Below are 18,990 nucleotides of genomic sequence, written 5' to 3'. Positions count from 1 at the left end.
GTCTACCTGCGGTCCAGTCAAGGCGTATTGACGAGAGCGCTTCCGCTTAAGCCACTTCAATAAGTGTAAGAGGCAATCACGCCTTTAATCTTTTCCAACGACTCCCGGAGTATGGGCAAATCAACGGATCCAAGCGCCACGCGAATCGCGTGGGGCACATGCTCCGAAGTCGAGAAAGGCTCGGCCGTCGAGACTGAAATTCCCTCGCGCACGAGCGCCATCGCCACCACATCGGCGCGAACCTCTTCCGCGAGAGGAAGCCAGAGGAAGTAGGACGCGGGATGGCAAACGCGCCGCAGTCCGGCGAGGACCTCGGCGGCCATCGATTGCCGGACCCTCGCATCGCGACGCTTCTCAACCTCCAGACGTGTGACGGTGCCATCGTCCAGCCAGCCGCAGGCAATCGCAGTCATCACCGCGGCCGTGTTCCAGGTGGTGGCCCGGATCACACGCTCGATCGGTGCGACCCAGCGATCGGGCGCGGCGACGAAACCGACTCGCAGGCCGGTGGCGATGCTTTTCGAAAGCCCCGAGACGTACACCGTCGTTTCAGGTGCGAGCGCTGCCAACGGGGGCGGTGGGTCTTCCGCCAGGAAGGCATACGCGGCGTCCTCGATGATGAGCAGTCCGTGCTTTCGGGCAATCGACACCAACTCGTGTCGACCATGCGCGTTCATGACCCAGCCTAGCGGGTTATGAAGTGTCGGCATCGTGTAGATGGCGCGCACTTTTCTGGTTCGGCACAAGCGTTCGAGCGCGTTCAGATCGGGGCCCTGATCGGAAACCGGAATCGGCGCCAGTTCGAGCCGGATCGTTTCGGCTAGCACCTTGAATCCCGGGTAGGTCAATGCGTCGACTGCGACTACGTCGCCGGGCTTCAGGAGCGCCAGAACGGTTGCAGTCAAACCATGCTGCGCGCCGTTCACGATCACGACCTGAGCGCCTTCCACGGCTAGCCCTCGAGACGACAGGTGACGCGCGACAATCTCGCGTTCATGCGTCCGGCCTCCATGCGGCTGATAGCGCAATAGCGCATCCAGATCACCGGAGGACGCGAGCTGGCGCAAGGCGCTTCTGAGCAGTTCGGCCTGGCCGGGGAGCGACGGATTGTTGAAATTGAGGTCCGCCAGCCCCGCGTCGCCGGCGTGCTGGTCAATGCCCAGGCGCGGAGGCAGGGATATTTCCCGCACGAAGGTGCCGCGACCGGTTTCGCCGCTGACCAATCCCATTGCGTCCAGCTCGGCATAGACCCGCGACGCGGTGACGAGCGCGAGTCCCTCTTGCGAGGCGAGCTGCCGGTGAGTCGGCAGGCGCGTGCCGGGCGCGAGGCGTCCGGCGCGAATATCGATCGCCATTCTGTCGACCAGCAATTTGTACCGAGGCGTGGGCATGCGCGAATGTATCCATGACAATTATTTGATTGTATTGATTCTCGGCCATATGATGTCACATCGCAACTCTGTTTGCGCAGTCGTGGGACTCGCCGGCTTTCATTGGCGTGGCCTCATGAAACGGCGGCAAACAGTAAGCGCCCCTTGGGCTCACGGACGACATCATGCACATCGCCATCCTTACCTTCGAAGGCTTCAACGAACTCGACTCGCTCATCGCACTCGGCGTGCTCAATCGCGTCAAGAAACCGGGCTGGCGAGTGTCGATCGCCTGTCCCACCGCACGAGTCAAGTCGATGAATGGCGTGGTCATCGAAGCACAGGCTTCGCTGCAAGAGGCTTGCGATGCCGATGCGGTGATCGTAGGCAGCGGCGTGCGCACGCGTGAAGTCGTCGCCGATAATGCGCTGATGGCGCAGTTGCAGCTCGATCCATCGAAACAGCTGCTGGGCGCGCAATGTTCCGGCACGCTGGTTCTCGCCAGGTTGGGCCTGCTCGATGGCGTGCCGGCGTGCACCGATCTCACGACCAGGCCGTGGGTTCAGGAAGCCGGTATCGACGTGCTGAATCAGCCCATTTTCGTCAGCGGAAACGTCGCGACGGCCGGGGGATGTCTGGCCTCGGCTTATCTTGCCGCCTGGATGATTGCCCGTCTGGAAGGGATCGATGCAGCGGCCAGCGCACTGCATTACGTCGCTCCCGTCGGTGAGAAAGAGGACTACGTGTCCCGCGCGATGGGGCATATCACGCCGTTCCTGGACGCGAACCTGAAGACGGCATAAGCGGACGACGTAAACCGCCGGCGCAGTCTCCTGATTATTCCTCGTATGAAACCTGCCATTTAAATCGCGTTGCGTATTGCGGCGGCTTGATCCGCCGCGATACCATCCGTTCCGATCGTTCGAACCCGCAGTCGCCACCGCGACAAAAACCGAAAGCATCCCCCGCGCCTTCAACGCAGACTAAACGTCAGCCCCAGTCAAGCGCTTTCTGCGTTCTCGCGCTTTTCCCGGCGTTTCAACTGCGCAAAAACCAACACTTATTCGCCGACAACGTTTGCGCCGTCTCAATCCGTCCGGATCAGTGTCTTTGGCTATTTACAAAACGGGAAGCTACCGAAATACTCCCGCCACAACTTGAAAGTTACGTGTCAACGAGAAGTCATGCCAGTCCGTTTAACACGGACGTCACCCGTCGCAGGCTGACGCAACTTCTAATTCGCTTCCCCCCATGAACACAGCGTTTGCCCTAAGATCGCAGCAGTCCAGGGTAAATATTACCAACGATTACGAGCCGGACCGTCGTACGCAGGAAGGGTCCGGGAGGCTAGTCAGCGCATGAAAGCATTAAGTGTTCTCCACAGCGAATCGTCGCGGGGATGGGGAGGCCAGGAAGTTCGCACGCTCAAGGAAATGATCGCGTTGCGGGCGTTGGGTCATAACGTCGAACTCGTGTGTCCGGAAGACGCGCGCCTCGGTATGCGCGCGCGTGCCGATGGCTTTGCCGTGCATCACGCGCGTATGCGGGCCGGCGCCGATCTGCGCTCTATGCTTACGATCCGGTCGCTGCTCGCGCGTCGTCGCTTCAATGTGCTGAATACGCACAGCGGCCATGACAGCCTCGTCGCCGGCATGGCGGGGCGGCTCGCGGGGACGCCGTTCATCGTGCGCACGCGGCATCTGGCGTTGCCGATTACGTCGCTTGCCACGTACAACTGGATTCCCCATCGCGTGGTCGCGGTCAGCCATCATGTGCGTAACTACCTGATCTCCGCGGGCGTGCAGGAAGACCGCGTGGAGACGATTTACGACGGCATCCTGAAGCCGGAAGCGGCGACCTGCTCCACGTTGCGCGATGAACTCGGGCTGGACGCCGATGCGGTGGTCGCCGGCATGGTGGCGATCGTCCGCGAGAAGAAAGGCCACGAGGATCTGATCGCTGCCGTCAGGCCGATGCTGGCCGAGCGCCCCAATCTGCATGTCGTGATGGCGGGCGACGGCGTGTGGTTCGAGAAGATCAAGGCGATTGTCGATGGCACGGGGTTGTCGCATCGCATCCATTTGCTCGGCTTTCGCACGGACATTACCAACGTGCTGCGCGGCTGCGACCTGTTCGTTTTGCCGACGCATCAGGAAGCGCTCGGACAATCGTTTATCGAAGCGATGGCGGTGGGTTTGCCGGTGATCGGCACGCGCGTCGACGGCGTGCCCGAGTTGATCGACGACGGCGTGAATGGCCTGCTCGTGCCGGCGCATGACATCGATTCATTGCGGAGCGCGCTCGCGCGTCTGATCGACGATGCGCCGCTGCGCGCGCGCCTGGGGCTCGCCGCGCGTCTGAAGACCGATAGCCGTTTCACGGTGGACGTCATGGCGAACGAGACCATCGACTGCTACATGCGCGGCATCTATGCCGGGCGCACTTACTACGGCGAGCGGCGGGCGGCGGCATGACGAAGTTCGCGCGCGCGGTGCCCGTGCTGATGTATCACCACATCAGCACGTCGCCAGGCATGATCACCGTCTCGCCGGAACACTTTGCCGCGCAAATGGCGTATCTGGCCGGCGCGGGTTACACGACCATCGGCAGCGCGCAACTGTCGGCCTATCTGGCGGGCGAGCCCTTGCCGAAGAAGGCCGTCGTGCTGACTTTCGACGACGGCTATCTCGACAACTGGGTGCACGCGCATCCGGTTCTGCAGGCACACGGATTGACCGCGTTGTGCTTTCTGGTGACGAACTGGATCGGCGAAGGGCCGGTGCGTGCGCACGCGCGTTCGGGCGGCGCGCTGCCTGCGTTGCTCAATCACCGCGAGGGCGAGGTGGCGATCGAAAACGGTGAACCCGATCCCGCCATTCTTCGCTGGTCGGAGATCGATGCGATGCGTGAAGCCGGCACGTTCGAATTTCACAGTCACACGCACAGCCATGTGCGGTGGGATCGGGTGTCCGCCAATGCGGAGGAGAAGTGCGCCGGGCTGACACGCGATCTCGCCAGCGCACGCGCCACGCTCGAGCAAAGACTGGGCGCCGTGTCGGATCATCTGTGCTGGCCGCAGGGATACCACGACGAGGACTATCGGCGCATCGCGGCTCAGGCCGGCTTCCGGCACTTTTACACGTGCGAGACGGGTTCGAACTACTCGGGACGCAACGATGGCGTGGCGCGCTCGATCACTCGCCTGGAAGTACGTGACCGGCCGGCTTCGTGGCTGGCCTCGCGGTTATGGGTGCATACGCGACCGGCGATCAGCCGCGCGTATTTGAGGATCAAACGGTAACGCGCTGGAGTCTGACTTTGCGGCGACGCCACCATTGCCCTATCCCCGTCATTGCGATGGCGCCCAACGCCGAACCGCCTCCTTACAGTTGCGACTCGATCGGCAACAAACCGAGGAACCAGATGCCGACGCGTTTCATGCTCGACACGCCGGGTTCGTCGAGTTCACTGACCGTGCCATCCGGCGCGGTGTCGATCCAGACGATCCGGCTCGTGCCGTTCGCATCCGTGCGGGTTTCGAGCCGCCACGCGATCTGATCCAGCTTCGGCTCAAGTCCATCCGTGACTTGCGCGGCGAGCGGGGCGCTTTCGCAGTACACGCCGATTTCCGTGTTGAGCGTGATCGAACGGGGATCGAGATTCATCGAGCCGATGAAGATGCTGGTCCGGTCGAACACATAGGTCTTCGCATGCAGCGAGGCTTTCGACGAACCCAGAATCGATTTCTTTTTCTGACCGGCGTCCTCGTCGGCGTTCTTGTCCGCGTTCTTGTCGACAGCGGGCTTCAATTCATACAGATGCACCCCGGCGTCGAGCAGATCCTTGCGATAGCGCTGATATCCCGCGTGAACCGCGGCGACGTCGGTGGCGGCGAGCGAGTTCGTCAGCACCGTGACGCGCACGCCGCGCTGCGTTTGCGCGCGCATCCATTCCACGCCCTTTTTGCCGGGGACGAAGTACGGCGAGATGATCAGCACTTCCTTCGCGGGCTCGACACTCAGGGCATTGAACTGCGATAGCAGATGTCCCTGCGGGTCGTCGGGCGAGCGGGTGATCTTCGCGGGATCGTCGTAGAGGAGGGTTGCCTTGCCCCAGGAGAAGTCGGCGTCGCGCGCATTCAGCGTTTCGCGAAGGCGAGCTCTCGCCTGCGTGACGTACGGCGAATCGTGCTCGACGGCGACGAACGCCGTGAGCTTCGCGCGATAGGCCGGCAGCGCGTCCGGCTCGGCGGCATGTCCGGTCAGGCTCGCGATCGGGTACGCGGCATCCGAATTCCAGAATTCGTCGAAGGCAATGGACACCTTATGGACCACGGGTCCGAAAGTCAGCACGTCGAGGTCGCCAAAGTCGACCTCGCTGGATGCGCCGAAGTATTCATCGCCGATATTGCGGCCGCCGAGAATCGCGGCCTGATTGTCCGCGATCAGCGCCTTGTTGTGCATGCGCCGATTGACCCGGCTGAACTCGAGCGCAGCCCCCAGCCTCTTGAAGCTCCGGTTGGCGATCGGATTGAAGAGCCGTATTTCGATGTTGGGGTGTGAACTGATGGCGAGCAGGACTTTGTCGTCGGCGCCCGTGCCCAGATCGTCCAGCAGAACGCGAACCCTGACGCCGCGATCGGCGGCCTTGAGTACCGCGTCGGCCAGGTGGCGGCCGGTCAGATCGTCGTGCCAGATGTAGTACTGCAGGTCGAGCGTGCGCTCGGCTGTTTCCGCCAGCACGATGCGGGCGAGAAGCGCATCGACACCGTTGGGCAGCAGGTGGAACGCGCTGTTGTCGGGATGCTTGCGCTCCTGCGGGATGAACGCGGTGGCGAGACGCGTGCTGTCCGTGTCCGTCAGTGCGTGCGTCGTGGTACGGCCGGTTTGCGGCGGCAAGCTCGCGCAGGCGGACAGCAGCGTGATTAGCAAGACTGCAACGAGACCGCGGAACGTCGCCATGGTTGTGCCCTTCGAACGTGCGTGTCCGTAAGATAGCCGCAAGCGTGGGGCGCGTCGAGTGGAGCGGAGGAGCCGCGCACCGGCGTGGATAGCGGCGACAATGTCGGTTCAGGTTGAAACGAGTATTCTTCTGTCGACTGACAAGATATAAAGGCGTTTTTCGCGGCCACTCAAACCCTTGGGCCGCACGCCTGCCACGGGAAAAGCCGCACGCTATCCGCACCATGACCGATCTCTTTGCCACCCCGCCTCGCGCGCCGCTTGCCGAGCAGCTTCGGCCCGAATCGCTCGACGACGTCGTCGGGCAGTCTCATCTGCTGGGCCCGGGTAAGCCGCTGCGGCTCGCGCTCGACTCCCAACGGCTGCACTCGTTCATCCTGTGGGGGCCGCCCGGCGTCGGCAAGACGACGATTGCGCGGCTCGCCGCGCGGGCGTTCGACTACGAGTTCATCGCCGAGTCCGCCGTCGCCGCCGGCGTCAAGGAACTGAGAGAGGCCGCCGCGCGCGCCCAGCAGATGCTCGACCATCGGGGCCGCTCGACCGTCCTGTTCCTCGATGAAATTCACCGGCTCAACAAAGGTCAGCAGGACGCCTTGCTGCCGCACGTGGAAACGGGCCGGCTGACACTCATCGGCGCGACCACGGAGAATCCCAGTTTCGAGGTCAACAGCGCGCTGCTGTCGCGCGCGCAGGTGTATGTGCTGAAGCCGCTATCCGACGAGGAATTGCGGCAGCTCTTCACACGCGCTCAAACGGTGTTGGGACCGATCGAGTTCCAGCCATCCGCAATCGATGCCGTCATCGGCTTCGCCGACGGCGACGGCCGCAAGTTTTTGAACCTCGTCGAGCAACTCGCCAATGCCGCAACGGCAGCCGGGCGCACGCGCATCGACGCGGGCTTCGTCAGCACGGCGTCCGCGACAACGACGCGGCGTTTCGACAAAGGCGGCGAGGAGTTCTATGACCAGATTTCCGCGCTGATCAAATCCGCCCGTGGCTCCGATCCGGATGCGGCCTTGTACTGGATGGCGCGAATGATCGACGGCGGCGTCGACGTGCGTTATCTCGCGCGCCGCATCGTCATCCTGGCGAGCGAGGAGGTGGGTAATGCGGATCCGCGAGCGTTGCAGGTCGCGCTGAACGCGGCCGAGGCCTATGAACGGCTCGGCTCACCCGAAGGCGAACTGGCGCTCGCTCAAGCGCTCGTGTATATCGCTGTCGCGCCGAAGTCGAACGCGGTCAGCATGGCGTGGCACTCGGCGCTGTCATTCGTGCGCGGCGACCGCACGCGCGCGGTGCCGCTGCATCTTCGGAATGCGCCGACGCAACTCATGAAGGATCTCGGCTACAAAAAGGACTACCGCTACGCGCACGACGAACCGGATGCGTACGCCGCGGGCGAGCATTACTTCCCGGACGATGTCGCCGAACAACGCTGGTATCAACCCGTGCCGCGCGGACTGGAATCCAGAATCAGCGACAAGCTCGATCACCTGCGCGAACTCGACGCGCAGGCGCGCGGGAAACAGAAGCGCTAGGCGCGCATCGCACGCTGTCGATCTGACCGACAGCGCCGGTCAGGGTTGCGATGGCTCTTTGCTGCGTCTGTTGCCGGCTGTCTGCTCGCGAGCCGCGCCGTTGTCCTCAGTTCAACGCGACCGCCGCGGCGGCACTCACCGGTGAGCCTTCAATCGCCACCGATTGCGCGCCGTCCGGGCCAACGGGCACGTCGCCGACGAGCGTCGTGCGATACAGTTGCCGGTCGAAGTCGAGATCGAAAATATCCGTGGGCGCAAGGTGAGCCGTCGCCCGGTTATCCCAGAATGCCACGCTGCCTGCCTCCCATTTGAAGCGCACGGTGAACTCCGGCCGCGTCACATGTTCCCAGAGCAGTTCGAGCAACGCCTGGCTTTCGCGCGGGCTCACGCCGACGATCGACTTCAGGAAGCTCGGGCTCACATAGAGCGCCCGCTCGCCCGTTTCCGGATGGACCCTGACCAGCGGATGTTCGGTGACGAGCGTGCGTTGCTCGACGGCTTTGTTGAACGCCTCCGTGCCACTCGCGCCGGCCGGCGGCGTGAAACGATGAAGCCCACGCAGACCGTCCACGAACGCACGCAGCGGTGCGGAAAGCTTCTGGTAGGCAGCCACCAGGTTGGTCCACTGCGTGTCGCCGCCGTAAGGCGGAATCGTCACGCCACGCAGGATCGACGCCCACGGAGGATTGAGCGCGGCCGTCACGTCCGTATGCCAGCCGGTCCACGGGCGTTGCAGCGTTTGCCCCTCGAAACGCGTCGCTTTGCGGTACTTCGAAATCGAGTAGATCTCCGGATGACCGTCCACGTGACCGAACACCGGATGCCCCAAGGTCGGTTCGCCGAACTGCGCCGAGAAGGCGACGTGCTGCTCATGCGTGAGGAACTGCTCGCGAAAGAAGACGACGCGCCACTTCAGAAGCGCGGCGCGAATCTCCGCGATCTGGCGCGCGTCCAGCTTCTGTGTGAGATCGACACCATGGATTTCCGCGCCGATGTGCGCGGAAAGCGGCGTGACCTGAATCGACTGTACGTCCTGCACTGCGGCTGCACTCATGAAAGGCTCCTGATGTCCTGATGTCTTGGTGAAGAGAACGTGTCCGGCGGCGCGAATGCCGTCGCTGATCAACTTGCTATGGCGGCTACCTGCTGCGTCGCTGACGCATAACGATTCACAGGGCGCGGCAGCCCGAGGTTTTCGCGCAGCGTGCTTCCCTCGTATTCCGTGCGGAACAGTCCGCGCCGTTGCAATTCCGGCACGACCAGTTCGGCGAATTCCGTCAAGCCGCCCGGCAACCATGGCGACATGATGTTGAAACCATCGGCGCCTTCTTCTTCGAACCACTGCTGTAACTGGTCCGCAATGCTCTTTGGCGTGCCGACCACTTGCTGATGCCCACGCGCGCCCGCGATGCGCAGATACAGGTCGCGAATCGTCAGGTTCTCGCGCCGCGCGAGGTCGAATAGCAGCCGTTGACGGCTCTTGCCGCCGTTCGTTTCCGGCAATTCGGGCAACGGCCCATCGACGGGATACTGCGAGAGATCCACGCCGCCCGACATATTCGACAGCAGCGAGAGACCGACGGTCGGATGAATCAGGTCCTGCAGCGCGGCGAATTTCTCCTCGGCTTCCTCCTGCGTGCGGCCGACAATCGGGAAAATGCCCGGCATGATCTTCAGATGATCCGGCGCGCGCCCATACTTCGCGAGACGCCCTTTGACGTCGCGATAGAACGACTGCGCTTCCTCGAGCGTCTGATGCGCGACGAAGATCACCTCCGCGGTTTGCGCGGCGAGTTCGCGTCCGGCCTCGGACGCGCCGGCCTGCACGACGACCGGCCAGCCCTGTGGCGAACGCGCGACGTTCAGCGGCCCGCGCACCTTGAAGTGCTTGCCCGTATGGCCGAGCACGTGCAGCTTGTCCGGGTCGAAGTAGACACCGCTGTCCTTGTCGCGGAGAAACGCATCGTCTTCCCAGCTATCCCACAGGCCGGCCACCACGTCGTAGAACTCTCGCGCGCGCTCGTAGCGGACCGCGTGCTCCGGATGGCGCTCGAAACTGAAATTGAGCGCCTCGGATTCCGTACTCGACGTGACGAGATTCCAGCCCGAGCGGCCGCCGCTCAGATGATCGAGCGAAGCGAATTTGCGCGCGAGGTTATAGGGTTCGTTGAATGTCGTGGAGACCGTCGCGATCAGGCCGACGTGTTTCGTCACGACCGAGAGTGCCGATAGCAAGGTCAATGGTTCGAAATGATCGGCGCGGGCGGTGCGGGATAGCGAAGGCAGATTCGTGTCACGTACGCTCACGCTGTCGGCGAAAAAAATCGCATCGAATTTGGCGCGCTCGGCGATCTGCGCGAGTTCCGCGTAGTGCGCGAAGTCGAGCCCGCCGCTTGCATGCGCATCGGGATGCCGCCATGCGGCGATATGATGGCCTGTTTCCATGAGGAAGGCGCCTAGTCTGATCTGCCGCTTCTGCTGCTTGTCACCGCTCATCGTCTGCTCCATGAAGAATTGTTGTGGATAGGAGTGACCGCGCGCATCACCATGCGAGCCGCCATTCGGTGATCGGCGAACTCGCTACTTGCGGAATGCGCGTGCCACCGCGCGGCTTATCGCCACCGCGATCATCGCGATCCTCGCGTGGTTCGCGTTGCGCGCCGTCGTGCTCGGCGAAGTCGGCCAGCACTTCGTCACGCAAACGGATGAAGCGGGGATCGTTGCGCTCGCGCGGACGCGGCAACGCGACATCGACGATCCGCTTGATGCGGCCCGGCCGTGGCGCCATCGTGACGACGCGGTCGCCGAGATAAAGCGCTTCGTCGACATCGTGCGTAACGAGGATCATCGTGATGCGTTCGTGTTCCCAGATGCGCTGCAACTCGTTTTGCAAACGGCCGCGCGTGAGCGCGTCGAGCGCGCCGAACGGCTCGTCGAGCAGCAGCACGCGCGGACGATTGACGAGACCGCGCGCGATCGCCACGCGCTGCGCCATGCCGCCCGACAGTTGATGCGGGTAGGCATTTTCAAAACCGTTGAGGCCGACCAGCCCGACATGTTCCGCCACGGCTTCGCGTTTCTCGCGTGCGGAAAGCGGCGCGTTACGCAGCGCGGCGAGAATGTTTTGCGACGCCGTGAGCCACGGAAACAGCCGGTGATCCTGGAACACGATGCCGCGTTCGAGCGACGTATCGCGCACCTTGTCGCCCGCGACGACGATGTCGCCGCTATAGTCGGTGTCGAGTCCCGCGACCAGTCGCAGCAAGGTGGATTTGCCGCAACCGCTCGAACCGAGCACGCTGACGAATTCACCGGCGCGCACGCGCAGGCTGATGTCGTCGAGCACCGCGAGCGGCGTGCCGTCTTGCTGGGCGTAGTGCTTGCTGACGTGAAGAATGTCGATGCTGTCGGAGAGCGTGGAAGCAGTCATGAGCGGTCCGGAGAGTGAAAGTTCATCTGCAGGTTTCAGCGCGTGGCCGACTGGAACCGGCGTGCGAAGATCGCCCGTTCCACGGCGCGCGCCAGCGCGTTCAACGCCCAGCCCGTCACGCCGATCACGATCACGCCGAACAGCACCAGATCCATGCGGAACTGCTCGCTGCCGTCGATCAGCGTGTTGCCGATGCCGCTGCCGGCCACCAGCAGATATTCGGCGCCGAGCGTGGCGAGCCACGAATAGATCAAGGCGAGATAGATGCCGGTGAAGATCGACGGCAGCGCGGCCGGCAGAATCACGGCGCGGATGAGCTGCCATCGCGAGTAACGGAAGGCGCGTGCGACTTCGATATAGGCGCGCGGCACCGCGTGGATGCCGTCGCAGGTATGTGCGGTGACGGGCAGGAGCGCGGCGAGCGAGAGGAACACGACTTTCGCCACGTCGCCCAGACCGAACCACACGGAAATCAACGGGATCCACGCAAATAGCGAGATCTGTTTGAAGGTGTCGAAGCTCGGTCCGATCATGCGTGTCGCGAGTCGCGAAAAGCCGAGCACGCTGCCGAGCAGCAGGCCGCCCAGCGTGCCGATCACAAAGCCGCTCGCTTCGCGTGCAAGCGACGCCGAGAGCGCTTTTAGCAGCGCGCCGCTCTCGATCTGCTGCCACGCGGTGGCGAGAACCTGCGCCGGGCTGACGAGCAATCCGCTTTTGCTCACATGCGCTGCCGAGACGGCCCACCAGATCACAATGGCGACGACGGGCAAGACGGCGCCGCGCCAGTCGACGCGTGTCAGCAGCGGGCGGCGCGGCTGGGCAGCGCGTCGGAAGGAAGCGGGGGCGCTGCAATCGCAGGATGCGTCGGCGGACTGTTCCGACTGATTGGAACGCTTGAAGAGCTTCATCGTAGTTTCCTCGCGTGTGGCGCCATGTGTGCGTCGTTCATGCGATCACTCGCGAAATGCCGACGGCTGTCCGCGTCGCAGGCGCGCTTCGAGCGCATCGAGCGCACGATTCACCGCATAACCAATCGCGCCGACCACGACCACCGACGCCATCACCAGATCGAGTTGAAAGAGTTGCCGCCCGTAGACGATCAGATAACCGAGCCCTTCGGAAGACGCCACCAGTTCGACGACCACCAGCGCGAGCCAGGCTTTCGTGAACGCGAGCCGCACGCCCGTGGCGAGCGTCGGCACCGCCGCGGGCAGCACGAGATAGACAATCCGTTGCCAACCGTTGTACTCGAACACGCGCGCGACTTCATCCAATGCGGCGGGTGTCTGGCGGAATCCCTGCAGCGTGCTCAACGTGACCGGTACGAGCGCCGCATGCGCGATCAGAATGTATTTGAGCGGTTCGCCCACGCCCACGAGCAACAGCAAAAACGGCAGCCACCCAAGCACCGGAATCTGCACGAGTGCATTGAAGCTCGGCAGCACATAAGCTTCGAGCGTGCGTGACAACCCCAGCGCCGCGCCGAGCGCGAAGCCGAGCAGCGTGCCCGCGCCGAAACCGAGCAGCACGCGTTGCAGGCTGACCAGCGTATTGCGCGCGAGGTCGCCGCTCTGTGCCAACTCGACCAGCGTCTCGAACACGCGCTCGGGCGCCGGCAGAATTTGCGGCGCGATCCAGCCGCGTTCGCAACCCACGGCCCACAGTGCGAACAGCAGCGCCGGCAAGACCCACGGGGCGAGCCGCCACGCGAGCGCGCGCAGCCACGGCTCACGAAACAGCGGAACGTGAGACGTTTGCGGTGTACTGGAAGGCGCGAGCCGTTCGCGTTCGACGTGGATTGCGGTTTCGCTCATCGTGATCGCTCCGGTGGGTTAGCTTTGCGGTTTTCCCGCAACGTCATAACGCGTCCAGTAGTGGTCGAGCTTTTGCGTGCGTAGCGCGTTGTCGAGATATTTCGTTTCGAACCAGCCATCGACCTCGACCGGCTGGCGGATCAGTTTCAGGTTCAGCGCATCCGTCGCGACGGCTTTATAGCGCCCCACGATGAATGGATCGATCAACGGTGAGTTGCGGTCCTTCAGCTTCTGATTGGCGAACTCGGCCTGCCACGACGAATAGGGCACGCCGCTTTTGGCCCACAGTTTGAAGAGCGCATCGCGGTTCGCTTCGTCGGAGGACCATTGCGCGCCTTGCACGAACACGTTGACGACACGCTGCACGATATCCGCATGCGCATGATCGAAGTCGTCGACGACCAGCAGATGCGACTGCCGCGTGAATTGCGGACCGTCGTTCTGCGATTCGTAGACCACCTTCGCGAGGCCCTGATCGCGCAGCTTGTACACGTGGTAGTCGTTGACCGACGCGTCGATGCCCTTGGACGCCAGCGCTGCGAGCGAACTCGCGGCATCCAGATTGATCACGTGCAGATCGCGCTCGTTCAACTGATTGGCGGCGAGCACGTTGTCGGCGACGAGTTGCAGATTGGTGCCGCGAAAGATCGACACGCGCCGGCCTTTCAGGTCCTTGATCGAATGCACATCCGAATCGGCCGGCACAGCGACCTTGATGCCGACGCGTGCGCCCGAGATAAGCAGAAGGTGCGTCTTCAGGCCATTGGCGCGGGCGAGCACCGAGGGGAGATCGCCCTGGAAGGCGAAGTCGAGCGATTTGTCGGCGATTGCCTCGTTGACCGCCGGGCCGGCGCCCTTGAAGAACAGCCACTCGACCTTGATGCCGTCGGCGGCGAATTCCTTTTCTAACGACTGCTGCAATTGCACGGTCGCCGCCGGCGAGCCGCCGAAAGTGGGCGGATCGCCCGTGCCTTGTTGCGCGACGCCGATGCGGATCACCGCGGGCTTGTCGGCATAGGCGTGAACCGCGGCAAGCGAGAGGGTCGCCACGGCGACCAAAGACTTCAGCAGACGGAAATAGCGCATGCGCAAATACCAATCGAGGGATGGGAGCGGGGGTAAAAGCTCAGGTCGGCGGATAACCGGGTCGCCGGCCGCAGGAACTACACACGTTAGATTCGCGTGCGTTCGAATCCAACCAATCATTGCAGATAAGAAAATCTGCAGAAGTGCGAACCGTGCTGCCAATAGCGCCGCTGCATGGCGCACTACGAAGCAAGCGCGGAAATCCCGATTTGCATAGTTAAATTCGTCGTTTTGCCGGCGTGTAGCGGATGGCTACCATGCAACGCTTCAGCCATTCATGCGAAGTCCGGATCATGTCCACTGTTGCTTTTCCATCGACCGATGTCGACACTCAAACGCCCGCCGACAGCGCGGCGCGGCCCGCTGTCATCCGCAGCGCGCAAGACGTTTCACGCATCGTCAACGCCGGCGCCGCGAAGGGCAGCAATGCGCGCATCGTGATTGCGATCGCGCTCGGCGGCGTCTTTCTGGATGCTTACGATCTGACCTCGCTCGCTTACGGCATCAAGGACATCGCGCGCCAGTTTTCGCTGTCGCCAGTGCAGGTGGGCTTCGTTTCATCGGCCATTACCTTCGGGGCGATTCTCGGCGCGCTGTTCGGCGGTTATCTGACGGACCGCATCGGCCGCTATCGTGTGTTCATGGCCGACATGCTGTTCTTCGTGGTCGCGGCGATCGCGGCGGGTCTCGCGCCGAATGCGTGGGTGCTAGGCGGCGCGCGCTTTCTGATGGGTTTTGGCGTCGGTCTCGATCTGCCGGTGGCGATGGCGTTTCTCGCGGAATTCTCGCGCGTGGCGGGCAAGGGCAACAAGGCGGCCAGCGTCGCCGCTTGGTGCCCCGCCTGGTATGCGGCCACGAGTACCTGCTATCTGCTGATTCTCGGGCTCTATGCGATTCTGCCGGAGCATCAGCTCGGCTGGCTGTGGCGTCTGACGCTGGCCTTCGGCGCCGTGCCCGCCATCGCGATCATTCTGGTGCGCAGCCGCTATATCAGCGAATCGCCGGTGTGGGCCGCGAATCAGGGCAATCTCGACGAAGCCGCGCGCATCCTGAAGCGCTCGTACGGCGTGGACGCCGTGGTCGAGGCGAGCGACGTGCCGGTTAAAGCGCCGCGTGCCGCTTCATGGCGCAACTACGGCGTGCTCTTCAATGCAACGTATCGCCGCCGCACGATTCTCGCCGCGGTGATCGGCAGCGCTTCTTCGTTCGGCTACAACGCGATCATCTTCGGCTTGCCGGTGATCATCACCAGCTTCTTTCATCAAGGGCCGCTCACGACGATCATCGCCGCGCTGGCGCTGAACCTGGCGTTTGCGTTCGTCGGCGGTCTGATCGGCGTGCGCACCGCGCCGACGGTCGGCGCATGGAAAATGACGGTGCTCGGACACGCGCTGCAGTTCGCCTCGCTGATCGGCCTCGCGCTGATCGGCAAACCGGGCAGCGGCGCGCTCGTCGTGGTGGCGATCCTGCTGCTCGGCGGCTATCTGTTCGGGCAAGGTTTCGGGCCCGGCTCCCATTCGATGACGTATGCGTCGCTGAGCTATCCCACGTCCTTGCGCGGAATCGGCGTGGGTTTCAACCAGACGCTGGTGCGTTCCGCGTCGACGGTCTCGCTGTTTCTCTTTCCAGTGCTCGCCGCCGCGCTCGGTACGAAAGTGTTCTGGCTGATCGCGATCGCTCCGCTGGCTTCGCTGCTCACGTTGCTGGTGATCCGTTGGGAGCCGTCGGGCTATGACATCGACGGCGAGGATTACGCGGAGCCGGCCGTGACGGGAACGCGATAATGCCTTCGCGCATCGCCCAGCAGGATGCGCCGCCGTCGCGCGGTCGCCGTCGCGTGCTTGGCCGCCTGGCACTCGGCAGCCTCGTTGCCTCGCAAGCTGCGGCGGCGAGCGAGTTGCTCAAGCCGCTCGAGGTCGCGCCGTCGAGCCGCGTGCCAGGCGCACCCATACTTGAACATCCGTACGGCGTACCGTCGACGCATGAGGCGGATGTCGTGCGCCATAGTGCACGCGCTTGGCCGTTACCCGGCGCGGCTTCGTCGATGACGCCGCTCGCCGAATTGCACGGCACGCTCACGCCCAATGGTCTCGTCTACGAACGTCATCACGGCGGCGTGCCCGACATCGACCCCGATCAGCACAGGCTGGCGATTCACGGACTCGTGCGGACGCCGAAACTGTTCACGATAGACGACCTGCTGCGCCTGCCATCCGAATCGCGCATTCATTTTCTCGAATGTTCCGGTAATACCGGCAATGAATGGAATGGGCCGAGCGGCATGCCCGTGCAACTCACGCATGGTCTGCTGTCGTGCTGCGAATGGACCGGCGTGCGTCTTTCCACCTTGCTCGAAGAAGTGGGCGGTGTATCGGTCTCCGAAAGCGGAACACAGGGCGGCTGGTTACTGGCGGAGGGTGCCGACGCCGCTGCCATGACGCGCAGTTTGCCGCTCGGACGGATACTCGACCGCGCACTCGTGGTCTACGCGCAAAACGGCGAACGCTTGCGCCCGGAGAACGGTTATCCGTTGCGGCTGATCGTCCCCGGCTTCGAGGGCAATACCAACGTCAAGTGGCTGCGTCGGTTGAAGGTGGTCGACGCGCCATTGCAAACGCGCGAGGAAACCTCGAAGTACACGAGCCTGCTCCCGAACGGCACCGCGCGTCAGTTCGCGTTCGAGATGGACGCGAAGTCGGTGATCACGCGGCCGTCGCCGGGGCATCGCCTCACCACCCACGGCTACTACCCGATCACCGGTCTGGCCTGGTCCGGGCGCGGCACGGTCCGCAAGGTCGAGGTGTCGACCGATGGCGGTGCGACGTGGCGCGCCGCGCGTCTGGTCGGCGCGATCCATGATCGCGCGTTGACGCGCTTCGAGGCGGACTGGCATTGGGACGGCGGCGCGGCCGCGATTCTCTCGCGCGCCACCGATTCGACCGGCTACGTGCAGCCGACGCGCGCTGAACTGGTCGCCGCGCGCGGTCTCAACTCGCAATATCACTACAACGCGATTCAGCAATGGCGCGTTGAGGCAAGCGGCGAGGTGCGAAATGCGTGAGGCGCTTTTCCGGCGCAAGCCCGCTCGTGTGGCACTGGCCGCGTTGCTGTCGCTGACGGCGCTGGCGTCGTGTTCATCGGTGGCGCCGTCAGCGCGCAACACCGAGGCGAACCACGACATCGGCACGCCGCTCACCGCGCAAGACCTCGCCGCATGGAACATCGACATCGCGCCGGACGGCCGCGGTCTGCCGGCGGGCAGCGGCGACGTCGCCACGGGCGCGCACGTCTTCGCCGCGAAATGCGCGGCGTGCCACGGCGCGCAGGGCCAGGGCGGCCTCGGCGATCAACTGATAGGCGGGCAGGGCACGTTGACGAGCGCGAAGCCGAAACGCACCGTGGGCAGTTACTGGCCGTATGCAACCACGCTGTTCGACTACATCCGCCGTGCGATGCCCTACACCGCGCCCGAATCGCTTTCCGCCGACGAGGTGTACGCGGTGAGTGCGTTCCTGCTCAACCAGAACGGCATCGTGCCGGCGAATACGCGGCTCGACGCGGCGTCGCTGCCGCGCGTGGTCATGCCCAATCGCGATGGTTTCGTCGCCGACCCGCGTCCTGGGCGGCTTTGACGGGCCTCGCGGGGACACATCAAGAGTCGGCCGGCTGCCCGCCGCGCGTTAAAGCATCGGGTTTATCACTCCAGCAGATATCAGTATCGGATTTGCTTCGTTGTCGGCGTGCGTGCGTGCCGGTAAATTCGTCTGACTGCGCCCTTGCCGGCGTTTCCGAACAGATTCGACCAAGAGTTTCCTGTGACGACTGCCTTTGCACCCACCGCCGCCAGCGAGACTGGCCACGCTCATCAAGCCCAGCCCATCGAGATTCGCGCTTTCGACGCCCCCGTCGGCGCGGAAGTGCTGGGCCTCGATCTCAGCCAGCCGCTCGGCGACGACGATTTCCGCCGCATTCACCGCGCGCATCTGGATCATCACGTGCTGGTGTTTCGCGATCAACGCATCACGCCGGATCAGCAGATTGCCTTCAGCCGCCGCTTCGGTCCGCTGCAGATTCATGTGCTGCATCAGTTCCAGTTGAACGGCTATCCGGAGGTGCTGGTCGTCTCCAACATCGTCGAGAACGGCCAGCCGATCGGTCTCGGCGATGCCGGTCATTACTGGCATTCCGACCTGTCGTACAAGGAGACACCGAGCCTCGGCTCGCTGCTGCACGCGCAGGAATTGCCTTCGGAAGGCGGCGACACGCTGTTCGCCAACATGCATCTGGCGTACGACACGTTGCCCGCGCATTTGCGTGCCGCTGTGGAAGGACGTTCGGCGGAACACACGTATCTCGCGAAGTACGCCGAGCTGCAAAAGCGCAGCCCGTGGCGACCGAATCTCTCCGCCGAGCAGATCGCGCAGGTAAAGCCGGTGGTGCATCCGATCGTGCGCACGCATCCGGAGACCGGACGCAAGGCGCTCTTTGTCGGCGAGCATTTCACGACCCGCGTGATCGGTTTGCCGGAAGACGAGAGCATGCAATTACTCGATGAACTCTTCGCGCATAGCGTGCGCCCCGAGCATCTATACCGGCATCAATGGGCCGAACACGACATGGTGTTCTGGGACAACCGCTCATTGATGCATCTTGCGGCCGGCACGCCGGATCATCTGCGCCGCAAACTGTATCGCACGACGATTGAAGGCGACGTGCCGTTCTGAAAGCAACGCGCCTCGCTTTACCCCTGCTTTAACCAAAACAACACGCTCACACGCTGACCGGAGTTCT

General features: G+C 63.5%; 16 protein-coding genes. 8 read left to right on the top strand and 8 right to left on the bottom strand.

The window, feature by feature from the left end; all coding sequences use genetic code 11:
• Positions 1-56 precede the first annotated feature (56 nt).
• Complete coding sequence (locus HF916_RS38955; protein ID WP_168794052.1) at positions 57-1,391, bottom strand: PLP-dependent aminotransferase family protein; 1,335 nt, start codon at positions 1,389-1,391, stop codon at positions 57-59.
• A 164-nt stretch (positions 1,392-1,555) separates the two neighbouring features.
• Between HF916_RS38955 and HF916_RS38950 the strand changes: the two genes are divergently transcribed.
• From HF916_RS38950 to HF916_RS38940, 3 genes are all read left to right on the top strand, one after another.
• Positions 1,556-2,173 (top strand): DJ-1/PfpI family protein, encoded by a 618-nt coding sequence (locus HF916_RS38950; RefSeq protein ID WP_168794051.1) that lies wholly within the window; start codon positions 1,556-1,558, stop codon positions 2,171-2,173.
• A 555-nt stretch (positions 2,174-2,728) separates the two neighbouring features.
• Complete coding sequence (locus HF916_RS38945; protein ID WP_168794050.1) at positions 2,729-3,844, top strand: glycosyltransferase family 4 protein; 1,116 nt, start codon at positions 2,729-2,731, stop codon at positions 3,842-3,844.
• Positions 3,841-4,671 carry a polysaccharide deacetylase family protein gene (locus HF916_RS38940; RefSeq protein ID WP_168794049.1) on the top strand — a complete coding sequence of 277 codons (831 nt, stop codon included), beginning with the start codon at positions 3,841-3,843 and terminating at the stop codon, positions 4,669-4,671. Before HF916_RS38945 ends, HF916_RS38940 begins: the two co-directional genes overlap by 4 nt.
• A gap of 82 nt (positions 4,672-4,753) precedes the next feature.
• Here HF916_RS38940 and HF916_RS38935 read toward each other — a convergent pair whose 3' ends face one another.
• Positions 4,754-6,331, bottom strand: a complete 1,578-nt coding sequence (locus tag HF916_RS38935; protein WP_168794048.1) for a phospholipase D family protein — start codon at positions 6,329-6,331, stop codon at positions 4,754-4,756.
• Positions 6,332-6,555: 224 nt separating this feature from the next.
• Between HF916_RS38935 and HF916_RS38930 the strand changes: the two genes are divergently transcribed.
• The gene (locus HF916_RS38930) at positions 6,556-7,869 is read left to right on the top strand and encodes a replication-associated recombination protein A (RefSeq protein ID WP_168794047.1); all 1,314 of its coding nucleotides are present in this window, start codon (positions 6,556-6,558) and stop codon (positions 7,867-7,869) included.
• A 106-nt stretch (positions 7,870-7,975) separates the two neighbouring features.
• Here HF916_RS38930 and HF916_RS38925 read toward each other — a convergent pair whose 3' ends face one another.
• The 6 genes from HF916_RS38925 to HF916_RS38900 all read right to left on the bottom strand — a co-directional run bounded on the left by HF916_RS38925 (position 7,976) and on the right by HF916_RS38900 (position 14,199).
• Entirely contained in the window at positions 7,976-8,923 is a 948-nt protein-coding gene (locus HF916_RS38925; RefSeq protein ID WP_168794046.1) for a TauD/TfdA dioxygenase family protein, read from the bottom strand.
• Positions 8,924-8,991: 68 nt separating this feature from the next.
• Positions 8,992-10,365 carry an LLM class flavin-dependent oxidoreductase gene (locus tag HF916_RS38920; RefSeq protein ID WP_168794045.1) on the bottom strand — a complete coding sequence of 458 codons (1,374 nt, stop codon included), beginning with the start codon at positions 10,363-10,365 and terminating at the stop codon, positions 8,992-8,994.
• Between the two features lie 46 nt (positions 10,366-10,411).
• Positions 10,412-11,299: an ABC transporter ATP-binding protein gene (locus HF916_RS38915; RefSeq protein WP_168794044.1), complete on the bottom strand. Its 888-nt coding sequence runs from the start codon at positions 11,297-11,299 to the stop codon at positions 10,412-10,414.
• A gap of 35 nt (positions 11,300-11,334) precedes the next feature.
• Positions 11,335-12,207, bottom strand: a complete 873-nt coding sequence (locus HF916_RS38910) for an ABC transporter permease (protein ID WP_168794043.1) — start codon at positions 12,205-12,207, stop codon at positions 11,335-11,337.
• A gap of 45 nt (positions 12,208-12,252) precedes the next feature.
• Positions 12,253-13,113, bottom strand: a complete 861-nt coding sequence (locus HF916_RS38905) for an ABC transporter permease (RefSeq protein ID WP_168794042.1) — start codon at positions 13,111-13,113, stop codon at positions 12,253-12,255.
• 18 nt (positions 13,114-13,131) lie between these two features.
• On the bottom strand, positions 13,132-14,199 hold the full coding sequence (locus HF916_RS38900) for an ABC transporter substrate-binding protein (RefSeq protein WP_168794041.1): 1,068 nt from the start codon (positions 14,197-14,199) through the stop codon (positions 13,132-13,134).
• A 293-nt stretch (positions 14,200-14,492) separates the two neighbouring features.
• On the opposite strand from HF916_RS38900, the gene HF916_RS38895 reads away from it, so the two are divergent.
• The 4 genes from HF916_RS38895 (at position 14,493) to HF916_RS38880 (ending at position 18,923) form a co-directional block, all read left to right on the top strand.
• Positions 14,493-15,983 (top strand): MFS transporter, encoded by a 1,491-nt coding sequence (locus HF916_RS38895; protein WP_168794040.1) that lies wholly within the window; start codon positions 14,493-14,495, stop codon positions 15,981-15,983.
• Positions 15,983-17,260: a sulfite dehydrogenase gene (gene soxC / locus HF916_RS38890; protein ID WP_168794039.1), complete on the top strand. Its 1,278-nt coding sequence runs from the start codon at positions 15,983-15,985 to the stop codon at positions 17,258-17,260. Before HF916_RS38895 ends, soxC begins: the two co-directional genes overlap by 1 nt.
• Positions 17,253-17,831 (top strand): c-type cytochrome, encoded by a 579-nt coding sequence (locus tag HF916_RS38885; RefSeq protein WP_168794038.1) that lies wholly within the window; start codon positions 17,253-17,255, stop codon positions 17,829-17,831. Before soxC ends, HF916_RS38885 begins: the two co-directional genes overlap by 8 nt.
• A 183-nt stretch (positions 17,832-18,014) precedes the next feature.
• Entirely contained in the window at positions 18,015-18,923 is a 909-nt protein-coding gene (locus HF916_RS38880) for a TauD/TfdA dioxygenase family protein (RefSeq protein ID WP_168794037.1), read from the top strand.
• Positions 18,924-18,990 lie beyond the last annotated feature (67 nt).

This window comes from Paraburkholderia aromaticivorans (genome assembly GCF_012689525.1).
Classification (GTDB): domain Bacteria; phylum Pseudomonadota; class Gammaproteobacteria; order Burkholderiales; family Burkholderiaceae; genus Paraburkholderia; species Paraburkholderia aromaticivorans_A.
Note: the sequence above shows the minus strand (reverse complement) of the source record. Positions and strands in the feature narration are given on the sequence as shown.